The organism is Ectobacillus sp. OTK (assembly GCF_059698935.1).
On the sequence record NZ_AP048547.1, the window covers coordinates 3,540,346 to 3,559,004 of the forward strand.

Annotated in this window: 18 protein-coding genes; 6 read left to right on the plus strand and 12 right to left on the minus strand. The window is 42.6% G+C overall.

Translation table 11 applies throughout. The features are described from left to right. The first annotated feature begins 103 nt into the window (after positions 1-103). From tpx to AC6HZ4_RS17535, 3 genes are all read left to right on the plus strand, one after another. Positions 104-604, plus strand: coding sequence for a thiol peroxidase (tpx, locus tag AC6HZ4_RS17525; protein ID WP_497490947.1), 501 nt, complete (start codon positions 104-106; stop codon positions 602-604). An 837-nt stretch (positions 605-1,441) separates the two neighbouring features. Then, positions 1,442-1,885 (plus strand): helical membrane plugin domain-containing protein, encoded by a 444-nt coding sequence (locus AC6HZ4_RS17530; RefSeq protein ID WP_497490949.1) that lies wholly within the window; start codon positions 1,442-1,444, stop codon positions 1,883-1,885. Between the two features lie 39 nt (positions 1,886-1,924). Beyond that, positions 1,925-3,103 carry an NAD(P)/FAD-dependent oxidoreductase gene (locus AC6HZ4_RS17535; protein WP_497490950.1) on the plus strand — a complete coding sequence of 393 codons (1,179 nt, stop codon included), beginning with the start codon at positions 1,925-1,927 and terminating at the stop codon, positions 3,101-3,103. A gap of 418 nt (positions 3,104-3,521) precedes the next feature. On the opposite strand, the gene parC is transcribed toward AC6HZ4_RS17535, so the two are convergent. The 7 genes from parC to AC6HZ4_RS17570 form a co-directional block, all read right to left on the minus strand. Continuing rightward, positions 3,522-5,948, minus strand: a complete 2,427-nt coding sequence (gene parC, locus AC6HZ4_RS17540; RefSeq protein ID WP_497490951.1) for a DNA topoisomerase IV subunit A — start codon at positions 5,946-5,948, stop codon at positions 3,522-3,524. Beyond that, a complete protein-coding gene (gene parE, locus AC6HZ4_RS17545) occupies positions 5,926-7,908 on the minus strand; it encodes a DNA topoisomerase IV subunit B (RefSeq protein ID WP_497490953.1) in 1,983 nt (660 codons plus the stop codon). The genes parC and parE overlap by 23 nt, the downstream gene beginning before the upstream one ends. Positions 7,909-8,274: 366 nt before the next feature. After that, positions 8,275-8,688, minus strand: a complete 414-nt coding sequence (locus AC6HZ4_RS17550; RefSeq protein WP_497495755.1) for a CoA-binding protein — start codon at positions 8,686-8,688, stop codon at positions 8,275-8,277. Positions 8,689-8,757: 69 nt separating this feature from the next. Next, a complete protein-coding gene (locus tag AC6HZ4_RS17555; RefSeq protein ID WP_497490954.1) occupies positions 8,758-9,960 on the minus strand; it encodes a S1C family serine protease in 1,203 nt (400 codons plus the stop codon). A 190-nt stretch (positions 9,961-10,150) separates the two neighbouring features. Then, entirely contained in the window at positions 10,151-10,834 is a 684-nt protein-coding gene (locus AC6HZ4_RS17560) for a response regulator transcription factor (protein WP_497490956.1), read from the minus strand. Next, positions 10,797-11,297, minus strand: coding sequence for an anaerobic ribonucleoside-triphosphate reductase activating protein (gene nrdG, locus AC6HZ4_RS17565; RefSeq protein WP_497490958.1), 501 nt, complete (start codon positions 11,295-11,297; stop codon positions 10,797-10,799). Before nrdG ends, AC6HZ4_RS17560 begins: the two co-directional genes overlap by 38 nt. Beyond that, on the minus strand, positions 11,294-13,165 hold the full coding sequence (locus AC6HZ4_RS17570) for an anaerobic ribonucleoside triphosphate reductase (RefSeq protein ID WP_497490960.1): 1,872 nt from the start codon (positions 13,163-13,165) through the stop codon (positions 11,294-11,296). The genes nrdG and AC6HZ4_RS17570 overlap by 4 nt, the downstream gene beginning before the upstream one ends. Positions 13,166-13,396: 231 nt before the next feature. Here AC6HZ4_RS17570 and plsY point away from each other — a divergent pair, with 231 nt between their 5' ends. After that, positions 13,397-13,975, plus strand: a complete 579-nt coding sequence (plsY, locus tag AC6HZ4_RS17575; protein WP_497490961.1) for a glycerol-3-phosphate 1-O-acyltransferase PlsY — start codon at positions 13,397-13,399, stop codon at positions 13,973-13,975. Between the two features lie 237 nt (positions 13,976-14,212). Next, complete coding sequence (locus AC6HZ4_RS17580; RefSeq protein ID WP_497490962.1) at positions 14,213-14,503, plus strand: HesB/YadR/YfhF family protein; 291 nt, start codon at positions 14,213-14,215, stop codon at positions 14,501-14,503. Positions 14,504-14,686: 183 nt separating this feature from the next. Here the strand turns inward: AC6HZ4_RS17580 and AC6HZ4_RS17585 are convergent, their stop codons facing one another. Then, the gene (locus AC6HZ4_RS17585; protein ID WP_497490964.1) at positions 14,687-15,151 is read right to left on the minus strand and encodes an acyl-CoA thioesterase; all 465 of its coding nucleotides are present in this window, start codon (positions 15,149-15,151) and stop codon (positions 14,687-14,689) included. A gap of 64 nt (positions 15,152-15,215) precedes the next feature. Between AC6HZ4_RS17585 and AC6HZ4_RS17590 the strand changes: the two genes are divergently transcribed. After that, the gene (locus tag AC6HZ4_RS17590) at positions 15,216-16,505 is read left to right on the plus strand and encodes a glycoside hydrolase family 18 protein (RefSeq protein WP_497490965.1); all 1,290 of its coding nucleotides are present in this window, start codon (positions 15,216-15,218) and stop codon (positions 16,503-16,505) included. 21 nt (positions 16,506-16,526) lie between these two features. Here the strand turns inward: AC6HZ4_RS17590 and tlp are convergent, their stop codons facing one another. The 4 genes from tlp to AC6HZ4_RS17610 form a co-directional block, all read right to left on the minus strand. Continuing rightward, the gene (gene tlp, locus AC6HZ4_RS17595) at positions 16,527-16,760 is read right to left on the minus strand and encodes a small acid-soluble spore protein Tlp (protein ID WP_497490966.1); all 234 of its coding nucleotides are present in this window, start codon (positions 16,758-16,760) and stop codon (positions 16,527-16,529) included. A gap of 262 nt (positions 16,761-17,022) precedes the next feature. Next, entirely contained in the window at positions 17,023-17,166 is a 144-nt protein-coding gene (gene sspN / locus AC6HZ4_RS17600; protein WP_497490967.1) for a small acid-soluble spore protein N, read from the minus strand. A gap of 57 nt (positions 17,167-17,223) precedes the next feature. Beyond that, positions 17,224-17,367, minus strand: coding sequence for an FbpB family small basic protein (locus tag AC6HZ4_RS17605; protein WP_497490968.1), 144 nt, complete (start codon positions 17,365-17,367; stop codon positions 17,224-17,226). 566 nt (positions 17,368-17,933) lie between these two features. Next, positions 17,934-18,497 (minus strand): redoxin domain-containing protein, encoded by a 564-nt coding sequence (locus tag AC6HZ4_RS17610; protein WP_497490969.1) that lies wholly within the window; start codon positions 18,495-18,497, stop codon positions 17,934-17,936. Positions 18,498-18,659 lie beyond the last annotated feature (162 nt).

Below are 18,659 nucleotides of genomic sequence, written 5' to 3' on the forward strand. Positions count from 1 at the left end.
CGATATATTTCGAAAAATAAAAATATTTTTATTGCATTCTGTTTCTGTTCCCACTATTATTGGCACTGTACATCATTTCTTGTAGGAAAAAGGAGGAATTGTAATGACAAATGTTACATTTATGGGAAATCCTGTTACATTGCTTGGCAATGAAGTAAAGGTAGGAGAGCAAGCACCGAATTTCACGGTATTAGCTAATGATTTATCTCCTGTAACATTAGATACTTATAAAGGTGCAGTGAAATTAATTAGCGTAGTTCCTTCTGTAGATACAGGGGTATGCGCTGCGCAGACACGTAAATTTAACGAAGAAGCTGCAGGTCTTGAAAATGTGAAGGTATTAACGATTAGCGTGGATCTTCCATTTGCCCAAAATCGTTATTGTGCAACAGAAGGTCTTGAGAATGCGGTAACGCTTTCTGACCACCGCGATCTTTCCTTCGGGCAAGCATACGGCGTTGCGATTGAAGAGCTACGTTTATTAACTCGCGCTGTGTTCGTAATTAACAGCGAAGACCAAGTAACATATGTAGAATATGTAAGCGAAGTAACAAATCATCCAAACTACGAGGCAGCACTTGAAGCTGCAAAAGCTGCGAAATAAGCAAAGAGACCTCCGTTTCGGAGGTCTCAGCCATATTTCTGAGAATGGACTACTCCTGTTTTTATGGGTGCCTTACCGCTGCAGATACAAGTGGCGGTACTATACGATTTCCCAAAGGATTTGGGCATGACATATATCGAATGTAACTCTTCATCAGAAATAATTTCTTCAATCAAGTATTAGCATATTTCTTATCATGATTTTTAGGCCTCTATATAGAGAGTGGAATATCGGCAATTTACTAGAACACACATATGTATACCTTTCCCGAAAAGCCGCCCTCGTCTCGTATTTAAATTTGTGCCTCCAAAAATACTCATCTAGATTGCCCTTCTATACTTGCTAGTTATGGACTAAAGCGTACAAAGATTCCTTCTGACCTTAGGACGCTTTTTTATTACACCTCAAAATTATTGGCTGATCTCACAGACCACACCCACTAACAAATGAATGAACAGAAGAAATCAAATTACTTAGACCTTATAAGTACAAATATTTGAAATTCTTCTAGTCCAACTTATAGGAAGCACATATTTATAAAATGAATTGTATTAAAAATTCAATGATATCGATACATTTAAGAGTAGATTTATTTCAACGATCGGTGCTATACTAAAATTGTAAGGTTACTTAGTAGACAAGTTGACAACAAAACAATATTGCGGATCTTTAATTAAAGTCTAAAAACAATTTGTCTTAAGGTTTATTTTGTATACTTGTGAATTTTCTAATACACCAAAGTTTACCCAAAACTCTTAAGTGCTTCTGAAATTTCACAAGAAATAGGTATTACTTCATCAATAAATGTAAGCGATTTTTTACAAAGGAGAATTGGATATGTCAGGAACAATGACTCAAACAAAAGCAGAACAAGAATTACTAAACTTATCTGCTAGCCTAGAACAATTTGATGTACTGGATCAACTGTTAAACCCAGAGGTTCAGCAATCTCTGACTGTCTTAATAGAACAGTTGCCAAAATTGACTGAACTTGTAAGTATATTAACTAAGTCTTATGAATTTGCTCAATCAGTTGCTACTGATGAAGTATTAAAGAGCGATACTATTGGAGCAGTTCAAGAAATTATGGGTCCTGTAATACATTCTGTAAAAAGCGTTGCAGCTACTGCCATTGAAGCGAAAGACCGCGCTGAGGAAAGCAATGAAATAATCGGTCTGTTTGGTTTGTTAAAGATGCTAAAAGACCCGCAAGTGCAGAAGCTTTTCCGTTTCGTAAACGCTTATCTTCAAATTAGTAAAGAACGCAATAGCAACCAATAGTTTTTTTACATTTCAATCAATAAGGACGGAGAATAAACTATGTCAAAACATATCGTTATCTTAGGAGCCGGTTATGGCGGGCTTCTAGCGGCTTTAAACGTTCGTAAATATGTAAGCAAGGTTGATGTACAAGTTACTGTAATTAACCAGTACCCGACACACCAAATCATCACAGAGTTGCACCGTCTTGCAGCAGGAAGCATTACTGAGCCAGCTGTATCGATTCCACTGGAGAAACTTTTCAAAGGAAAGGATATTGACCTTAAGATCGCAAAAGTTGATTCCTTCTCAGTAGATAACAAAGAAGTGAAACTTTCCGATGGTTCCACTTTAACATACGATGCTCTCGTTGTCGGTTTGGGAAGCAAAACCGCTTATTTCGGTATTCCAGGATTGGAAAAACATAGCTTGGTGTTAAAATCCGTAGAGGATGCTAACAAAGTTTATCAGCATATTGAAGATCGCATTCGCGAATATGCAAGGACCAAAAATGAAGCTGACGCTACCATTTTAATCGGCGGCGGTGGATTAACCGGCGTTGAGCTAGTTGGTGAAATTGCTGATAAGATGCCTAAGCTTGCTAAAGGCTATGGAGTAGATCCTAAAGAAGTGAAGCTATTACTCGTAGAAGCAGGTCCAAAGATCCTGCCAGTCCTGCCTGATTCGTTAATTGAGCGTGCAACAGCTAGTTTAAAAGCGCGCGGCGTTCAATTCCTAATGGGTCTTCCTGTTACTAACGTTGAGGGAAATATCGTTAGCTTAAAAGATGGTCAGCGGATTGTCACCAATACATTCGTTTGGACAGGTGGAGTACAAGGTAACCCTCTAGTGGGTGAATCTGGTCTTGAAGTCAATCGTGGACGTGCAACTGTGAATAATTATTTACAATCTACTTCTCACCCAGATGTGTTTGTTGCAGGTGACTGTGCCGTTGTATTCGCTGAAGATGGTCGCCCATACCCACCTACTGCACAGATTGCTTGGCAAATGGGAGAGCTAATCGGCTACAACTTATTTGCCTACCTAGAAAACAAATCATTTGAAGCGTTCAGTCCGGTTAACTCAGGGACACTTGCAAGCTTAGGCCGTAAGGATGCTGTTGCTACAATTGGAGCAAACTCCACTCAGCTTAAAGGGCTGCCAGCAACTCTGATGAAGGAAGCAAGCAACGTTCGTTACTTATCACATATTAAAGCATTGTTCAGCTTAGCTCACTAAACCAAACAATTATTAAAGATAAAAAACATCTAGTTTACTTGATTCCATGTATACTAGAGATGTGAGACATTGTTATCTCACACATAACCCTAAACAAACAGGCTTCCTCTCCCGAAGCCTGTTTATTATGTCTAAAGGGTTCTAGTTTACTTCTTACCTATACTCTTATTAATTCTTCCCTACAGGCAGCAAACAGTACTCCATATGTCCGAAGTGTATGTGGCAATACATGGGGGGTGGTAAGTTCAATTATAAGAAAAGAAGCGATTATAAACTAAAATAATGCTACCCCAAGTAAAGGAGTTAACTAATATCCTCATTCAAACTTGATTAGCTTTGCTGGTTCAACTCCTGTTGGGAAGCATCTCGTAGAACTAAAAAGAAACCCTCATCCGAATCACTTCGGATGGGGGTTTCTTCAGCCTTCTTGTTTAGCTTCCTTCCAAACTTCCGTAACGGCTCCGGATTCGTTTACATCAATAACGAGTGTACCATTGCTATAACGGTCCTTTTCTTTTAAAGATTGTACATCAAGCTCTTCTGCTGCCTGTCTTTCTAGCTTCACGAAAATCCTGTAAGCATCATCTGCTATCTCCGCTCCGACAATCCGGTAAGGATTTGCCTTTAGCTCTTTGAAAATTAAATGTCCACGCTTCGCTCGAGACGATGGCTCAATTTCGGACACCTTCATTTTCTTCACGCCGCCGCGCTGCGTAACAAGAATAAGTGTCTCTGCTTCCGAATGCAAGGCAAAGCCGCGCACCACATAGTCGTCTTCCTTTACACTTATCCCTTTTACACCAGCAGCGCGGACGCCGACAGGACTCGCTTCTTCCTCATGAAAACGCAAGGCATACGCACCGTGCGTAATAAGTACAAGCTCCTGCTTTCCATCCGTAAGCAATACATCCGTCACTTCATCATCGCTTTTTACATTAACCGCAACGAGCGCTTTAGAATAACGCTGTACCTTATACTGCTTGAGTTCTGTTTTCTTCACCATTCCTTTTTTGGTCACAAATAACAAAAAGCGATCGTCTTCCTCAAAGTTCCGCACCGTAACCGCAGCTATCATAATCTCATCTTTTTCAAGGGAGACAATGTTCGCAACGTGCTGGCCTAAGTCCTTCCAGCGTATATCTGGCATTTCATATACAGGCAAGTATAGATAATTCCCCTTATTGGTAAACAGAAGAACGGTATCCGTCGTGTTCACATCTAAACGGGCAAGCAGGCGATCCCCTTCCTTCATACCAAAATCTTTTCCATTGGAAGCGTTATAGGAACGCCAGCTTGTTCGCTTCAGATAGCCTTCTTTTGTAATTGTAACGATGACATCCTCCTGCGGAATCATTACTTCCATATCGATTTTGATTTCTTCAATTTCATCTTCAATCATCGTGCGTCGTTCATCCGCATATGTTTTCTTCACGCGCTTTAAATCTGTTTTAATGACTTGAAGAAGCTTTTTTTCACTATTCAAAATAAGAAGAAGCTCTTTAATTTTTTCATTAAGCTCTTCTGCCTCTTTTTGCAGCGCTGTAATGTCTGTATTTGTTAAACGATAGAGCTGCAACGAAACAATTGCCTCCGCCTGTGCTTCTGTAAACGTAAATTTTGCTATTAAATTATCCTTCGCATCCCGCTTGTCCTTTGACGCACGGATTGCTGCGATTACTTCATCTAGAATGGAAAGTGCCTTCATCAAGCCCTCCACAATATGCTGACGATCCTGCGCTTTTCGCAAGTCATATTGGGAACGGTTTGTGATAACCTCTTTTTGATGCGCAATATACGCATCTAATATTTGCGGCAGGCTGAGCAGCTTCGGACGACGATTATGAATCGCAACCATATTAAAATTATATGGAATTTGCAGCTCGGTGTTTTTGTACAGATAATTTAAAATCCCCTCGGCGTTCGCGTCCTTCTTCAGCTCAATGACAATGCGAAGGCCGGTACGATCTGTTTCATCACGTACCTCTGAAATCCCGTCCAGCTTCTTCTCTATACGCAAATCATCAATTTTCTTTACAAGATTTGCCTTATTCACCTCATAAGGAATTTCCGTTACAACAATTTGCTGCTTTCCGCTGCGCATATGCTCAATAGCAGCTTTACCTCTAATAATGATTTTCCCACGGCCTGTCTCATACGCCTTTTTAATCCCTTCCAAGCCTTGAATAATGCCCCCGGTCGGAAAATCCGGTCCTTTCATAACGGTTAGCAGGTCATCGACCGTACAAACCGGATTGTCCATACGCATTATAACAGCATCGATTACTTCTCCAAGATGATGGGGAGGAATCTCAGTCGCATATCCTGCGGAAATCCCTGTGGAGCCGTTGACAAGGAGACTCGGGAACATGGCAGGCAAGACGACAGGCTCTTCGCTCGTATCATCAAAGTTTGGGACAAACTCCACCGTCTGCTTATCAATATCACGCAAGAGCTCAAACGCGATTGCCGATAAACGCGCCTCTGTATAACGCATGGCTGCGGCTGGGTCGCCGTCAATGCTTCCGTTGTTGCCATGCATCTCAACAAGCACATTGCGTACCTTCCAATCCTGGCTGAGGCGCACCATTGCTTCATAAACGGAAGAATCTCCGTGCGGATGGTAGTTACCGATTACATTACCGACTGTTTTTGCCGACTTTCGAAACGGTTTATCCTGCACGTTTCCCTCCACATACATCGAGTATAAAATGCGGCGCTGCACGGGCTTTAAGCCGTCGCGCGCATCCGGCAATGCCCGATCTTGGATAATATACTTACTATAGCGGGCGAAGCGGTCGCCCAGAACATCCTCTAACGGAAGATCATGAAATTTCTCCGCCTGCATTCTGCTCCACCTCCGAAATCATCTCATTTTCCAAAATATTTCCTTCTTCCTGCAATCCGAACTGCACATTTCTCTCAATCCACTTTCGGCGCGGCTCTACCTTATCACCCATGAGTGTTGTCACGCGGCGTTCGGCACGGGCTGCATCATCGATCTTGACACGAATGAGCGTTCTTGTTTCTGGATTCATCGTTGTATCCCAAAGCTGATCTGCATTCATTTCTCCAAGACCTTTATATCTCTGAATCGTGTAGCCTTTGCCAAAGCGCTTCGTAATGGTTTTTAGCTCTTCATCTGACCAGGCGTATTCAATCATTTCCTTTTTACCGGTTCCTTTGCTCACTTTATAAAGCGGCGGGAGCGCAATAAAGACCTTTCCCTCTTCAATGAGCTGCTTCATATAGCGATAGAAAAATGTCAGCAGCAGCACTTGGATATGAGCACCGTCCGTGTCAGCATCCGTCATAATAACAACCTTGTCATAGTTGATATCCTCAACGGAAAAATCCGGACCAACCCCTCCGCCAATGGCGTGAATAATCGTATTGATCTCTTCATTTTTAAAAATGTCAGATAGCTTTGCTTTTTCTGTGTTAATGACCTTTCCCCGCAGCGGCAGTACAGCCTGAAAGCGTCGATCACGGCCTTGCTTTGCCGAACCTCCGGCAGAATCTCCCTCTACAAGGTACAGCTCGTTCTTTTGCGGATTACGTGATTGCGCCGGTGTCAGCTTCCCGCTTAAGGATGCTTCCGAACGCTTTTTCTTTTTCCCGCTTCGCGCTTCCTCCCGCGCCTTTCGAGCAGCTTCACGCGCCTGAAACGCTTTAATTGCTTTTTTCACAAGCAATCCGCCAATATCCGGATTTTCCTGTAAAAAGTAAGCAAGATGCTCCGATACGATTGAATCGATCGCAGAACGCGCCTCGCTCGTACCCAGCTTCCCTTTTGTCTGCCCTTCAAACTGAAGCAGTTCCTCTGGAATACGGACAGATACGATTGCAGACAAGCCCTCGCGAATGTCTGCCCCATCCAAATTTTTGTCCTTTTCCTTTAGCGCTCCAACCTTCCGTGCATATTCATTGAATACGCGCGTCATTGCCGTTTTAAAGCCCGCCTCATGCGTACCGCCGTCCTTTGTACGGACGTTATTTACAAACGATAGGATGTTTTCGGAATAGCCATCGTTAAACTGAAATGCCAGCTCCGCCTCGATGCCTCCCTGCTCCCCTTCAAAGAATACAACCTTATGAAGCACATCCCGCTCTTCGTTCAAGTAGGACACAAACGCCTCAATCCCTGTTTCGTAATGAAACACATCCTCTAAATCGTTGCGTTCATCCTTTAAAACAATTTTCATACCCTTTAATAAAAAGGCAGATTCTCTAAGGCGTTCACATAACGTCTCATATTGAAAGTTAGTCGTACTAAAAATAGTCGCATCCGGTTTAAAATGAATTTTGGTTCCCGTTTGCTTCGTTACCCCTATTTTTTCAAGCGTTGTTACCGGAGTTCCTCCATGCTCAAAACGCTGTTGATACACAAACCCGTCACGCTTAATAGTCACAACAAGCCATTCCGATAGCGCATTTACAACTGATGCCCCTACACCATGCAAACCGCCGCTCGTCTTATAGCCTCCCTGTCCAAACTTACCGCCGGCATGAAGCACCGTAAGAATAACCTCCGGCGTCGGCTTCCCGAGTTTATGCATACCTGTAGGCATACCGCGCCCTTTATCCTCCACACTAACGCTGTTATCCTTATGTATCATAACCGTGATTTCGCTGCCAAATCCTGCCAGCGCTTCATCTACAGAATTATCTACAATCTCGTATACTAAATGATGCAATCCGCGGCTGTCCGTGCTTCCGATATACATACCGGGCCGTTTTCGTACGGCTTCTAGACCTTCAAGCACTTGAATTGCATCCTCGTTATATTGAAACTGATGCTGTGTCAAATCCCCAAACTCCTTTCTATCTTCCGATAAGAACATACGTTTCTTTTATAGCATACCGTGTTTCTCCCTATGTTGGCAAGTATAGACATCCTTTATAAAATATACAAGATATAAAGGAAAAATCCTTGTTTCTCACAAGGATTCCTGTAAGTTACTATTTCAAAAAAATAATAACCTGTCAATACATGACTATGAGAATACCTTCATCAACAACCAAATAACAATGATCCAAAATGGAATCACAAGCAAAAGCCCCCATAAACAGCCTTTAAAAAACTTCATGCGTGTACCTCAATCACTTCTCATGCTATTCCATAAGTATACAAATAGAAAAGAAGCCTCGCAATTGGCTTCTTTGTGAACATTCTATCTCGTTAGCGCATGCTCCACCTTAATGCAGCGGTTCATAATGACCGTATAGCCCTGTTCCTTTAAAAATGCATACGTCTCCTCATCCTCTAATCCTAGCTGCGCCCAATAAATATCCGCATCAATTTGAACAAATTCCTTTGCTACATCCATTAAATGCTCAGAGCGTCGGAATACATTGACAATATCAACATGGCCCTCAATATCCGTTAACGATTTTACAGCTTTTTTTCCAAGTATATACTCTGCATTCGGGTTTACTGGAATAATATCATAGCCAGCATCCTGCATTGCCTTTGAAACCATATAAGACGTTCGCTCCGGGTTATCGGATAATCCTACTACCGCAATTGTTTTACTTTTCTTTAACAGTTCGCCGATTTCAGTACGTGTTGGATTTTGAATTGTCATCATAACCTCTCCTTTTCCAAAATTATACAAAAAGAGAAAGGAGCGTTTCAATAGAAACAGTCGGTTCTCTTAGTTGGCATTTGCGTCAAGCTTAATTGTTTTCTCCTGCTTTTGCCCGTCGCGATAGAAAGATACCTTCATTTCATCTCCAATTTTTTTCTTTTCATACAGATACTTTCGGAACTGTACAGAGTCTTTCACTTCTTGGCCATCGAGCGCTACGACCACATCATACTGCTGCAAGCCTGCCTTTGCCGCAGGAGAATTTGCGGTTGTTTGCAAAATAATTACTCCGCTCGCCACTTCCTCCGGAAGGTTTAACTGTCTGCTTGCGGACGTTGACAGTTCATCCAGAGAACGAAGCTGTACGCCAAGAAACGGACGCTGCACCTCTCCATACTTTTCGAGTGATTCGACAATTGGTTTTGCTACATTAATCGGGATCGCAAAGCCGATTCCTTCCACAGCTTCCTGTGCAATTTTGCTGGAATTAATACCAATTACTTCACCGTTCTCATTAAACAGCGCACCGCCGCTGTTACCAGGGTTAATAGAGGCATCCGTTTGCAATACTTGCGCCTGCCAATCCGCACTGCCATCTTGATCAATATCTACCGGTATTTCACGATTCTTGCTGCTGATAATACCTTCTGTAACTGTTCCGTCTAAACCAATCGGATTCCCGATGGCAATCGCCTGCTCACCGACACGCACCTTGTCAGAATCACCAAGGGTTGCAACCGTTTTGATGTTCGTTCCATCAATTTCAACAACGGCTAAATCAAGCCAGCGATCTGCCCCAACAAGCTTAGCTGCAATTTTTTCACCATTCGCAAGCTTCACCTCAAGACGCTTTGCCCCTTCTACTACATGATTATTTGTAATGACAAGAGCTTTATTTCCTACCTTTTTATAAACTACACCTGAGCCGGAGCCAGCCTCGGAATCCTGTGCATCAAGCACATCCGTTGTTTGATAATTAATAACCCCGACCACAGCCTCCTTTGCCCCCTGAATCATACCGGCAAGATCCGTTTCCTTCATGTTCTGCACAACTGGAACAGCCGTCCCTTCGCTTTGCTGCACCTGTTGAACAACGGAAGCCTGTCCTTCTTTATTTTGAAGCGCCGGTATATAGGATATCGAAGCAGTCACAGCCGCAGCTCCGATAACCGCCCCAACAAAGCCGGAGAAAAAATAGCCTTTCCTGCTGCGGCGCGGCGGCTTTTCTTCGAATCTTGTAGTCATCTCAGTTTGATCATAGTAGCCCATAGTCTATCTCCCCTCTAGTTTATCATTGCTTGTATGATACAAAAATTTGGTGAAAATTTAGTGAAATACATGAAAATGACTTTCTCTCTTCCATTTTAACCAAAATTCCGCAAAATCGCACATAAATCCTGCCATCAATTACTTTTTCCTTTACAGTGCGGCTGCATGTCTTATAGCTGTAAATAAAGGATTATTCCTCAAACTTATATCCGACACGAATGACTGTACTAATATGCGTCGCCCGTGGTCCAAGCTTATTCCGTAATTTTTTAATATGGGTGTCAACGGTACGGTCATCACCGTAGTAATCATACCCCCATAATTGATCAAGCAAATGCTGACGCGACAGTACAATCCCGCTATTTTCCATTAAGTACATAAGCAATTCAAACTCTTTATGTGTTAAATTTACTTCCTGCCCATCTACGAATACCATTCTAGATAAACGGTTCAATGTGATCCCGCTGACGGATAGCGTGTGTTCCGCCGAATGTGCAACTTTCCCTTCCGCACGCTTAAGCAGCGTCTTCGCTCTAGCTACTAACACCTTTGGGCTAAAGGGCTTAGTGACATATTCATCTGCCCCAAGCTCAAAGCCAAGCAGCGTATCATCCTCATCCGAACGAGCCGTCAGCATAATCACTGGAACGCTTGACTTCTTCCGAATCTGCCTGCAAACAGACCAACCATCAATTTCAGGAAGCATAATATCTAAGACAATTAGATGAATTGTACGCTGTTCAAACAGGGCTAGAGCTTGCTTTCCATCCTCCGCCCCAACCACTTCAAAGCCTTCATTTATAAAATAATCGGAGATAACCTCCCGCAGCCGTTGTTCATCCTCGACAATTAGCACTGTTTTGCCCGTTGTCATCCGGCCATCTCCCCTCCTTCAGTCGAATGATGCGCTGATTGCTGCTCCCCCTAAAAGGAAGTGTAACATCACGCTTTGTCATATCGAACCTCCCATCCACCAATACATCCACATGCTGCAACATTTCTATCATATCATCATTTTTAGAATTATGTATCTCCTCAAGCGTATAACCGGTATAGACCCATAAATTTTTCCCATGTGCTTTGATTTCCTTTGCCAGCTCCTTGACTTCAGCAGCTTGATACAAAGGTTCTCCGCCAGAAAAAGTTACCCCTGTTAGCGGATTGCTTACAATTTCCTGCAAGATTTGCTCTTTTGTCATATTCGTTCCATTTTCCATTCTCCACGACTTCGGATTATGGCATCCGCAGCACCGATGCGGACAACCTGCAAAGAAAATAACCGTACGCAGCCCCTCTCCATCGACAACACTATCATGTAAAATATTCATAACCTTCATGTATGCTTCACCCGCTCCTGCTCTTCACTTCGTTTGGCTCCGTTCCACTTCGTCATATCTCCGACAAGATAGCCGGTAATGCGCCGGATTCGTTCCACTTGCGATTCCTCGTCATTTCCGCAAGATGGACACGCGGTTTCAATCATACCGTGGTAACCGCAGCGTTTACATTGATCAATCGGGTGATTAATCGAGCCGTATCCGATATGATGCTGCAGCATAGCCATGACGATTTGGCGGAGTGCTTCCACATTATGAACAGCTGCCCCGTCTAGTTCAATATACGTAATATGGCCGCCGTTGCAAAGCTCATGAAACAGCCCTTCAATCCGAATTTTATCTATCACTCTGATTGGGTAATATACGGGAACATGAAACGAATTTGTGTAATAGTCCCTATCTGTAACACCGGTAATTACGCCAAACTCCTTTCGGTCCCGCTTCGTAAATTTACCTGACAATCCTTCTGCGGGCGTTGCAAGCAAGGAGAAATTGAGCTGATGCTGCTTCGTCGCTTCATCCGCCTTGCTTCTCATAAAACGGATAATATCCAGTCCAAGGCGCAGCGCATCCTCACTTTCACCGTGGTGTTTCCCCGTCAAAGCCACAAGACATTCAGCAAGACCGATAAATCCAATGCTCAATGTTCCCTGTCTAATAATACTTTCAACGGGAGCATTAAGCTCTAACTCTTCCCCTCCGCGCCATACACCTTGGGTATATAAAAACATAAAGTCTCTCGCGTTCTTGCGAGCTTGATAGTGAAATCTCTCAAGCAATTGGCGAATGACAAGTGAAATGTACTGCTCTAGCATGTGAAAAAATTGCTCTACGCTTGTGCTCTGCAGGGCGAGTTTCACAAGATTGATGGATGTGAATGACAAATTTCCTCTTCCCACTGCATTCTCTTCTCCATGAATATTCGCCATGACACGCGTTCTACATCCCATATAGCATGCTTCGCTTTCAGGCCGGCCGTCATAGTGCTGCAAATTAAAGGGTGCGTCTAAAAACGCGAAATTTGGAAATAGCCGCTTTGCGGTTGTTTCAAGCGCAAGTCGATACAAATCATAGTTTCGATCAGATGGAAGTACGTTAATCCCCTTCTTCAGCTTGAACACTTGAATGGGAAAAATAGGAGTTTCACCGTTTCCAAGACCGGTCTGCGTTGCTAAAAGCAGCTGACGGATGAGCATCCTGCCTTCCTTTGATGTATCCGTCCCGTAATTAATAGACACAAACGGAACTTGCCCTCCTCCTCGGCTGTGCATACTATTTGCATTATGGATGAATGCTTCGCACGCCTGGTATGTATCTCGTTTTGTTTCCTCCCAGGCAATTTGCTGTATCTCATCCGCTCCAAATCGTGCATAACTCCCTAGCCGTTCTATATGACGCTCATACGTTTTACGTACATATGGCGCTAAATCCCTATCAAACATAGCAAACGATTGTCCGCCATGCTGCATATTTTGATTTGCTTGTAAAATGATAGCTGCTAATGCCATTGCGCTGCTAATGCATTTTGGTTCCCTCATATGACCATGTCCGGTAGAAAATCCTCCCTTTAAAAGCTTGCCAAGCGGGATTTGTGAGCATGTCGTTGTTCCTGCCGCATAGAAATCCAAATCATGCACGTGGATCATATTATCCTGTACCGCTTGCTTCACTTCTTCAGTCAGTAAATATTCTAATGCATAAAATTTGGCGCCCTCTGAGGAAAATTTACCCATCATCCCCATTGGTGAACGTCCATCTACATTTGCATTTTCCTGCAATACATCCTGCTCCTCATAATGAATAATCCGTTGAAACGAAGCTGCCAGTTGTTCTAAAGCATGCTTTTTTCGTATTGAAAATTTTTCCATTTTTCTCACTCCACACAAAATATAGTTTTATTTTCGAATAAATTATACAATATGTAGATGCAGAAAAATGTATAGATTCTCACAGTATTGTGACACCTGTCGTACAACACCTCTGCATAGCGGTTTACAAAAAAACAACTTCTAACTTTTTCGTTATATGATACAATAGACTAAGAAAAAAGGTCTCTTACTGCTTTTATTAACATTATCCTTATAAAGGAGAAGAAACGTATGCTTACATACATTTTATTTTTAGCCGCCTATTTACTCGGCTCCATTCCGTTTGCCCTGGTGGTCGGAAAACTTGGGTACGGCATAGATATACGACAGCATGGGAGCGGAAATTTAGGCGCTACGAATACGTTCCGCACACTAGGTAAAAAGGCGGGATTTATTGTAACATTTGCCGACATTTTAAAAGGCACGCTTGCGGCATCTTTGCCTGTTATATTCAGTATTGACATTCACCCGCTTTGGTTCGGCCTAGTAGCGGTTATCGGGCATGTCTATCCGATTTTTGCAGGCTTCCGCGGCGGCAAAGCAGTTGCTACGTCAGCAGGTGTCGTTCTATTTTATCAGCCTATTATTTTCCTAGTGGTGATACTTGTATTTTTGGCGCTTTTGTATACAACCAAATATGTCTCCTTATCCTCCATGCTAACGGCTGTCGTTGCTGTCATTGCCGCTGTCATTGAAGGTGATAAACCGTTTATCTTCGGCGTCTCATTTCTTGCCTTGTTCGTTATTTATCGGCATCGAGCCAACATTAAGCGCATTTTAGACAAAACGGAACCGAAAGTAAAATTATAAAGAAAACTCGCCGATTGGCGAGCTGCTAGGCGAAGACAGAGGCGTAGTTGCACTTATACTTTATTCCTAAAATTTCTGCCTACGTCGAATGACTTCCCAGCTAGAAATTTATACTCTTTCTTAAAGAAGTATAAAAAAACGTTATACCGCAAAAAGGAGTTGTAAAGCATAAAGATAGCGCCTTTTTGCGTTTTTTTCTATACTATTAAGTAAGCGGGAAATTTAGGAGGATGGAATATGGAAATGTTTATATCAAAAGATGCGGCCAATTGGTATAAGAATGAGCTGCACCTACAACAAGGCGATGCCATTCGATTTTTTGTGCAATACGGAGGCTGCAGTACAGTACAAAAAGGCTTCTCGCTTGGAATTCGCAAGGATTTACCCGTAAACCCGGCGGCCCAAACGACAGAAAATGGCGTAACCTTTTTCATTGAAGAAGAAGACGAGTGGTATTTCGATGGCCATAATCTTTCTGTTATGTATGAGCCAAATGCAGAAGCACCAAATTTCCAATACGAAAAATAAAGAAAACTCGCCGATTGACGAGCCGCTAGGCGAAGACAGAGGCGTAGTTGCATTTATACTTTATTTTTAAAATTTCCTACTACGTCGAATTAGCTTCTAGATGGAAATTTATACTTAAAGTGTAAGAAAAGAAACGTGTTGCATATGGGCAACACGTTTCTTTTCTTATTTTTAAAAGCTTCCTTACTCACTTTGCTTTTTTGCTTTTTCATATACCTCATACCATTCTGGGTAAAGCTTTTTAAATGAAACTGGACGAAATGTATCCTGCTTCACCAAAATATTTGTTGTGTTTGCTGTAATGCACAACTCTCCTTCTTCATTATACACTTCATAGCCATACACAACGCGAAGCGGGTTCAAGGCTTCAATCCACGTTTTCACGAGCGCTTTCTCCCCGTAGCGCATTGCTTTTCGATATGTAACCTGTAAATCTAATACAGGAGAAACAATGCCCTGCTTCTCCATTTCTACATAGGAAAGGCCTAAGTCTTCAATAAGCTGCGTACGTCCAAGCTCCAGCCAAATGACGTAATTTGCATGATACACAACTCCCATTTGATCTGTCTCTGCATAGCGAACTTCAATACGTTTTTCTGATATGTACAAGCTATATCCCCTCCATGCTCTGGTAACGATACTAATCATAATACAAGCAGTGCCAAAATAAAATAGAAGCGACGTATCTTTTTCCTTACAAAGGGGGGATTGTATGCTGCAAATTGTAACGGTGCAACGCGGCGATACTTTGTATAAATTGGCACAGCGGTACGGTACAACTGTTGAAACGATTACAAATGATAACGGTTTAAACCCTGCGCAGGTATTGGTTGTCGGGCAGGCATTAATCGTGAATACACCGGGAAACGTGTATTATGTCCAGCCCGGAGACAGCTTATATAAAATCGCTCTTACGTATAACACTTCGATCAATACGTTGGCAAACGCAAATAACATTTCTGCGAAAACGATGCTGCAAGTCGGACAGCGATTATATATTCCAAGGGGCCCAAAACGAAATGCCGAGTCTATTGCTTACCTGCAGCCAACGTCTATTCCCATTAGGGAAAGTCTACTGGCGGCCACAAGAGCCGCGGCCCCGTATCTCACATACTTAGCATACTTTAGCTTTGAGGCAAGGCGGGACGGGACACTTCTTGAGCCGACAAGCATACCAGCCGTTTTAGATGCTGTGAGCGCAAATAATGTAATCCCCATGCTCGTTGTGTCGAATATAGAAAACGGGCAATTTAGTACTGAACTAACAAGGGTGCTGCTCAATGATCCGGCTATCCAGAATAAACTGATTACAAACGTCCTGCAAACAGCAGAGAGATATGGCATGCGGGATGTACACTTTGATTTCGAGGATGTAGCAGGAGCTGATCGTGAAGCATATAATCAGTTTTTACGGAATGTAAAGGCGCGCTTACCACAAGGCTATACACTGAGTACAACACTTGTTCCAAAAACGAGCTCAGCTCAAACAGGACGATATTATGAGGGACTCGACTATAAAGCACACGGAGAAATTGTCGATTTCGTAGTGATTATGACTTATGATTGGGGCTGGCAAGGAGGACCTCCGCAGGCTGTGTCACCAATTGGTCCAGTAAAGCAGGTCATCCAATATGCCAAATCACAAATGCCGGCAAATAAAATTATGATGGGGCAAAATTTATACGGCTTTGACTGGCCGCTCCCATTTAGGCCGGGCAACATGGCGAAAGCAGTCAGCTCCATTGCCGCCGTTGCCTTAGCCAGAGCGTATAATACAGCCATCGCTTATGATTACACCGCACAGGCACCTCACTTTACTTACTGGGATGCACAAGGTGTACAGCACGAAGTATGGTTTGAAGATGCAAGATCCGTGCAGGCAAAATTCAATTTAATTAAAGAACAAGGTATACGCGGCATTAGCTATTGGAAAATCGGCTTGCCCTTCCCTCAAAACTGGCGTCTGCTTACCGAGAATTTTAATATTACAAAAAAAGGCTGATCATGTCAGCCTTTTTTCTGTTTACTCTTTCCCTTCACGGTACGCATACTCATCCTTGATTTCATCACGCATCGCAGCGATGCTATCTAAGCGGCGTTGGTTCTTTGCTTGAATCGCAGCGCGGTCCTTTTCATTCGAAAACTCGATTGCCTCTTCCGCTTCATGCATGTTCTGAATCGTATTTTGTACCATTTCCTGCAGCTTTTCTACATTATCGCTTCGATCATCCGGGTTCGATTTGTATTGCTTTGTCATGCTGTACTCCTCCTCGTGTGTAAGATACAACGTTAGTTTGCTTTAATTAAAAGCGAATATGTATGAAAAAAAGAATGAGAACAGCCGCTTTTGTAAAGCAGAAGCGAGTCCTTCCTTATATGTTTTGCTCTCATTTTCCCAAGTAACCCTCACCCAAAATCCTAAGCAGCAAACCTCAATATTGCCCGCCATCATTGAAAAAAGGACGATTTCTCGTCCTTTTTCTTATTTATCACTTTACCGTAAGCAAAATGTCCTATGCTTAACCGTTATAATTATGAATGGCAACAGGCGTTTCTCCTGTTTTTGTTTGCATTTTCTTTCCTTTATTCCCATCGAAGCCTTTGGACTGCGTACCAATATGGTCTGGTTGGAAGCGTTTCGTAGGGTGTTTTTGATTACCCATTGTTTATCCCTCCTCACACCAATAGTATGTTTCCTCAGGCGAGAATTATGCAGAGTGCTATTCCGCTTGTTCAAACCGCCGTATTTCTAGACGCTGTTCTAATCTTTCTTCAATCTGCTCAATTGCCGCTTGATCACTCAATAGCTGCTGCTTATTTTCCATCACAAGCTCTTCAAATGTTTTTCTTCTGTTTCGTCTCATATGCCTCATCCTTTCCAACTGTCACTATTAGGTAGTATTGGCAATAGAAAGATTATTTCATACAAGTTGTAAGAAAATTTGTTTTTTTATAAAGAAAACTCGCCGATTGGCGAGCCCTGCCCTTGGGCGAAGACAGAGGCGTAGTTGCCCTTATACTTTATTCCTAAAATTTCTCGCTACGTCGAATTTTCTTCCAGCTAGAAATTTATACTTTCTTAAAGTGTAAAGAAAACTCGCCGATTGGCGAGCCCTGCCCTTGGGCGAAGACAGAGGCGTAGTTGCCCTTATACTTTATTCCTAAAATTTCTCGCTACGTTGAATTAGCTTCTAGCTGCAAAGTTATGCATTCTTAAAGCATAAGAAAAGCGGACACGTCCCCCCTTTGCTTCCGCAGCAAAACAACCTGTGCATAAAACGCACGGTTCGGACAAAGGCCGTTCATAGAAACATTCCATGTGTTCCTCACCACAAAAGGCGCTCTTTTCCTTTTGCGGCAAGGGAGATTTACGAAAGAAAGCAGTCCTAGGAATATAAAGGCAAAAGGAGCCGCGTATCAAAACGGCTCCTTATCGTAATGCTCGTATTGTTTTCTCCATATACTCCTCTGTCATGGCACCGATAAATTTTTGCCGGATGACGCCTTTCGTATCTACAAAATAAGATGTCGGCAGGCTGATAACGCGATATGTATCGCTTACTTCGGATGTGCTATCAAACAAAATAGGAAAGGTGACACCATATTGGGAAGCAAAGCTTTTTACCTTTTCTTGTGCTCCGCCTCTCTCTGATACAGTAAAGTTTACCGCCAGAATTACAACATCCTCTTTATGTTTCTCATAAAAGGTTTGCATTTCCGGCACTTCTTGTTTACATGGCGGACACCAGGTTGCCCAAAAATTTAAAATCACCTTTTTTCCTTTTAAATCTGACAGCTTGACGGTGGAACCATCGAGTGCTTGCAGTTCAAAATCAGGTGCTTCCTTGCCAATTTCTAATCCCTGCTCGGCCAATACTTCCTGTACCTTCGGCCGCTTAACGACTTCCTGCTTCTCCTCTTTCCAAAACTGGTCATAAACCGCATAACCGGCAAGCACAGCAAGCAAACAAATGAGTAATACTTTACGCAGCACATGAACACTTCCTTAATTTAACAGTTTTTCTCATTTAGCTTATACAAGCATACAAAGGAATATTCGTATAATTGTATTAAAGCACATCGTGGTAATTTTGGAAACCACTGTACGATTTAGGTTTATACATAATGTTGAAGTTCGTCAGGTAAAGCAAAGAAC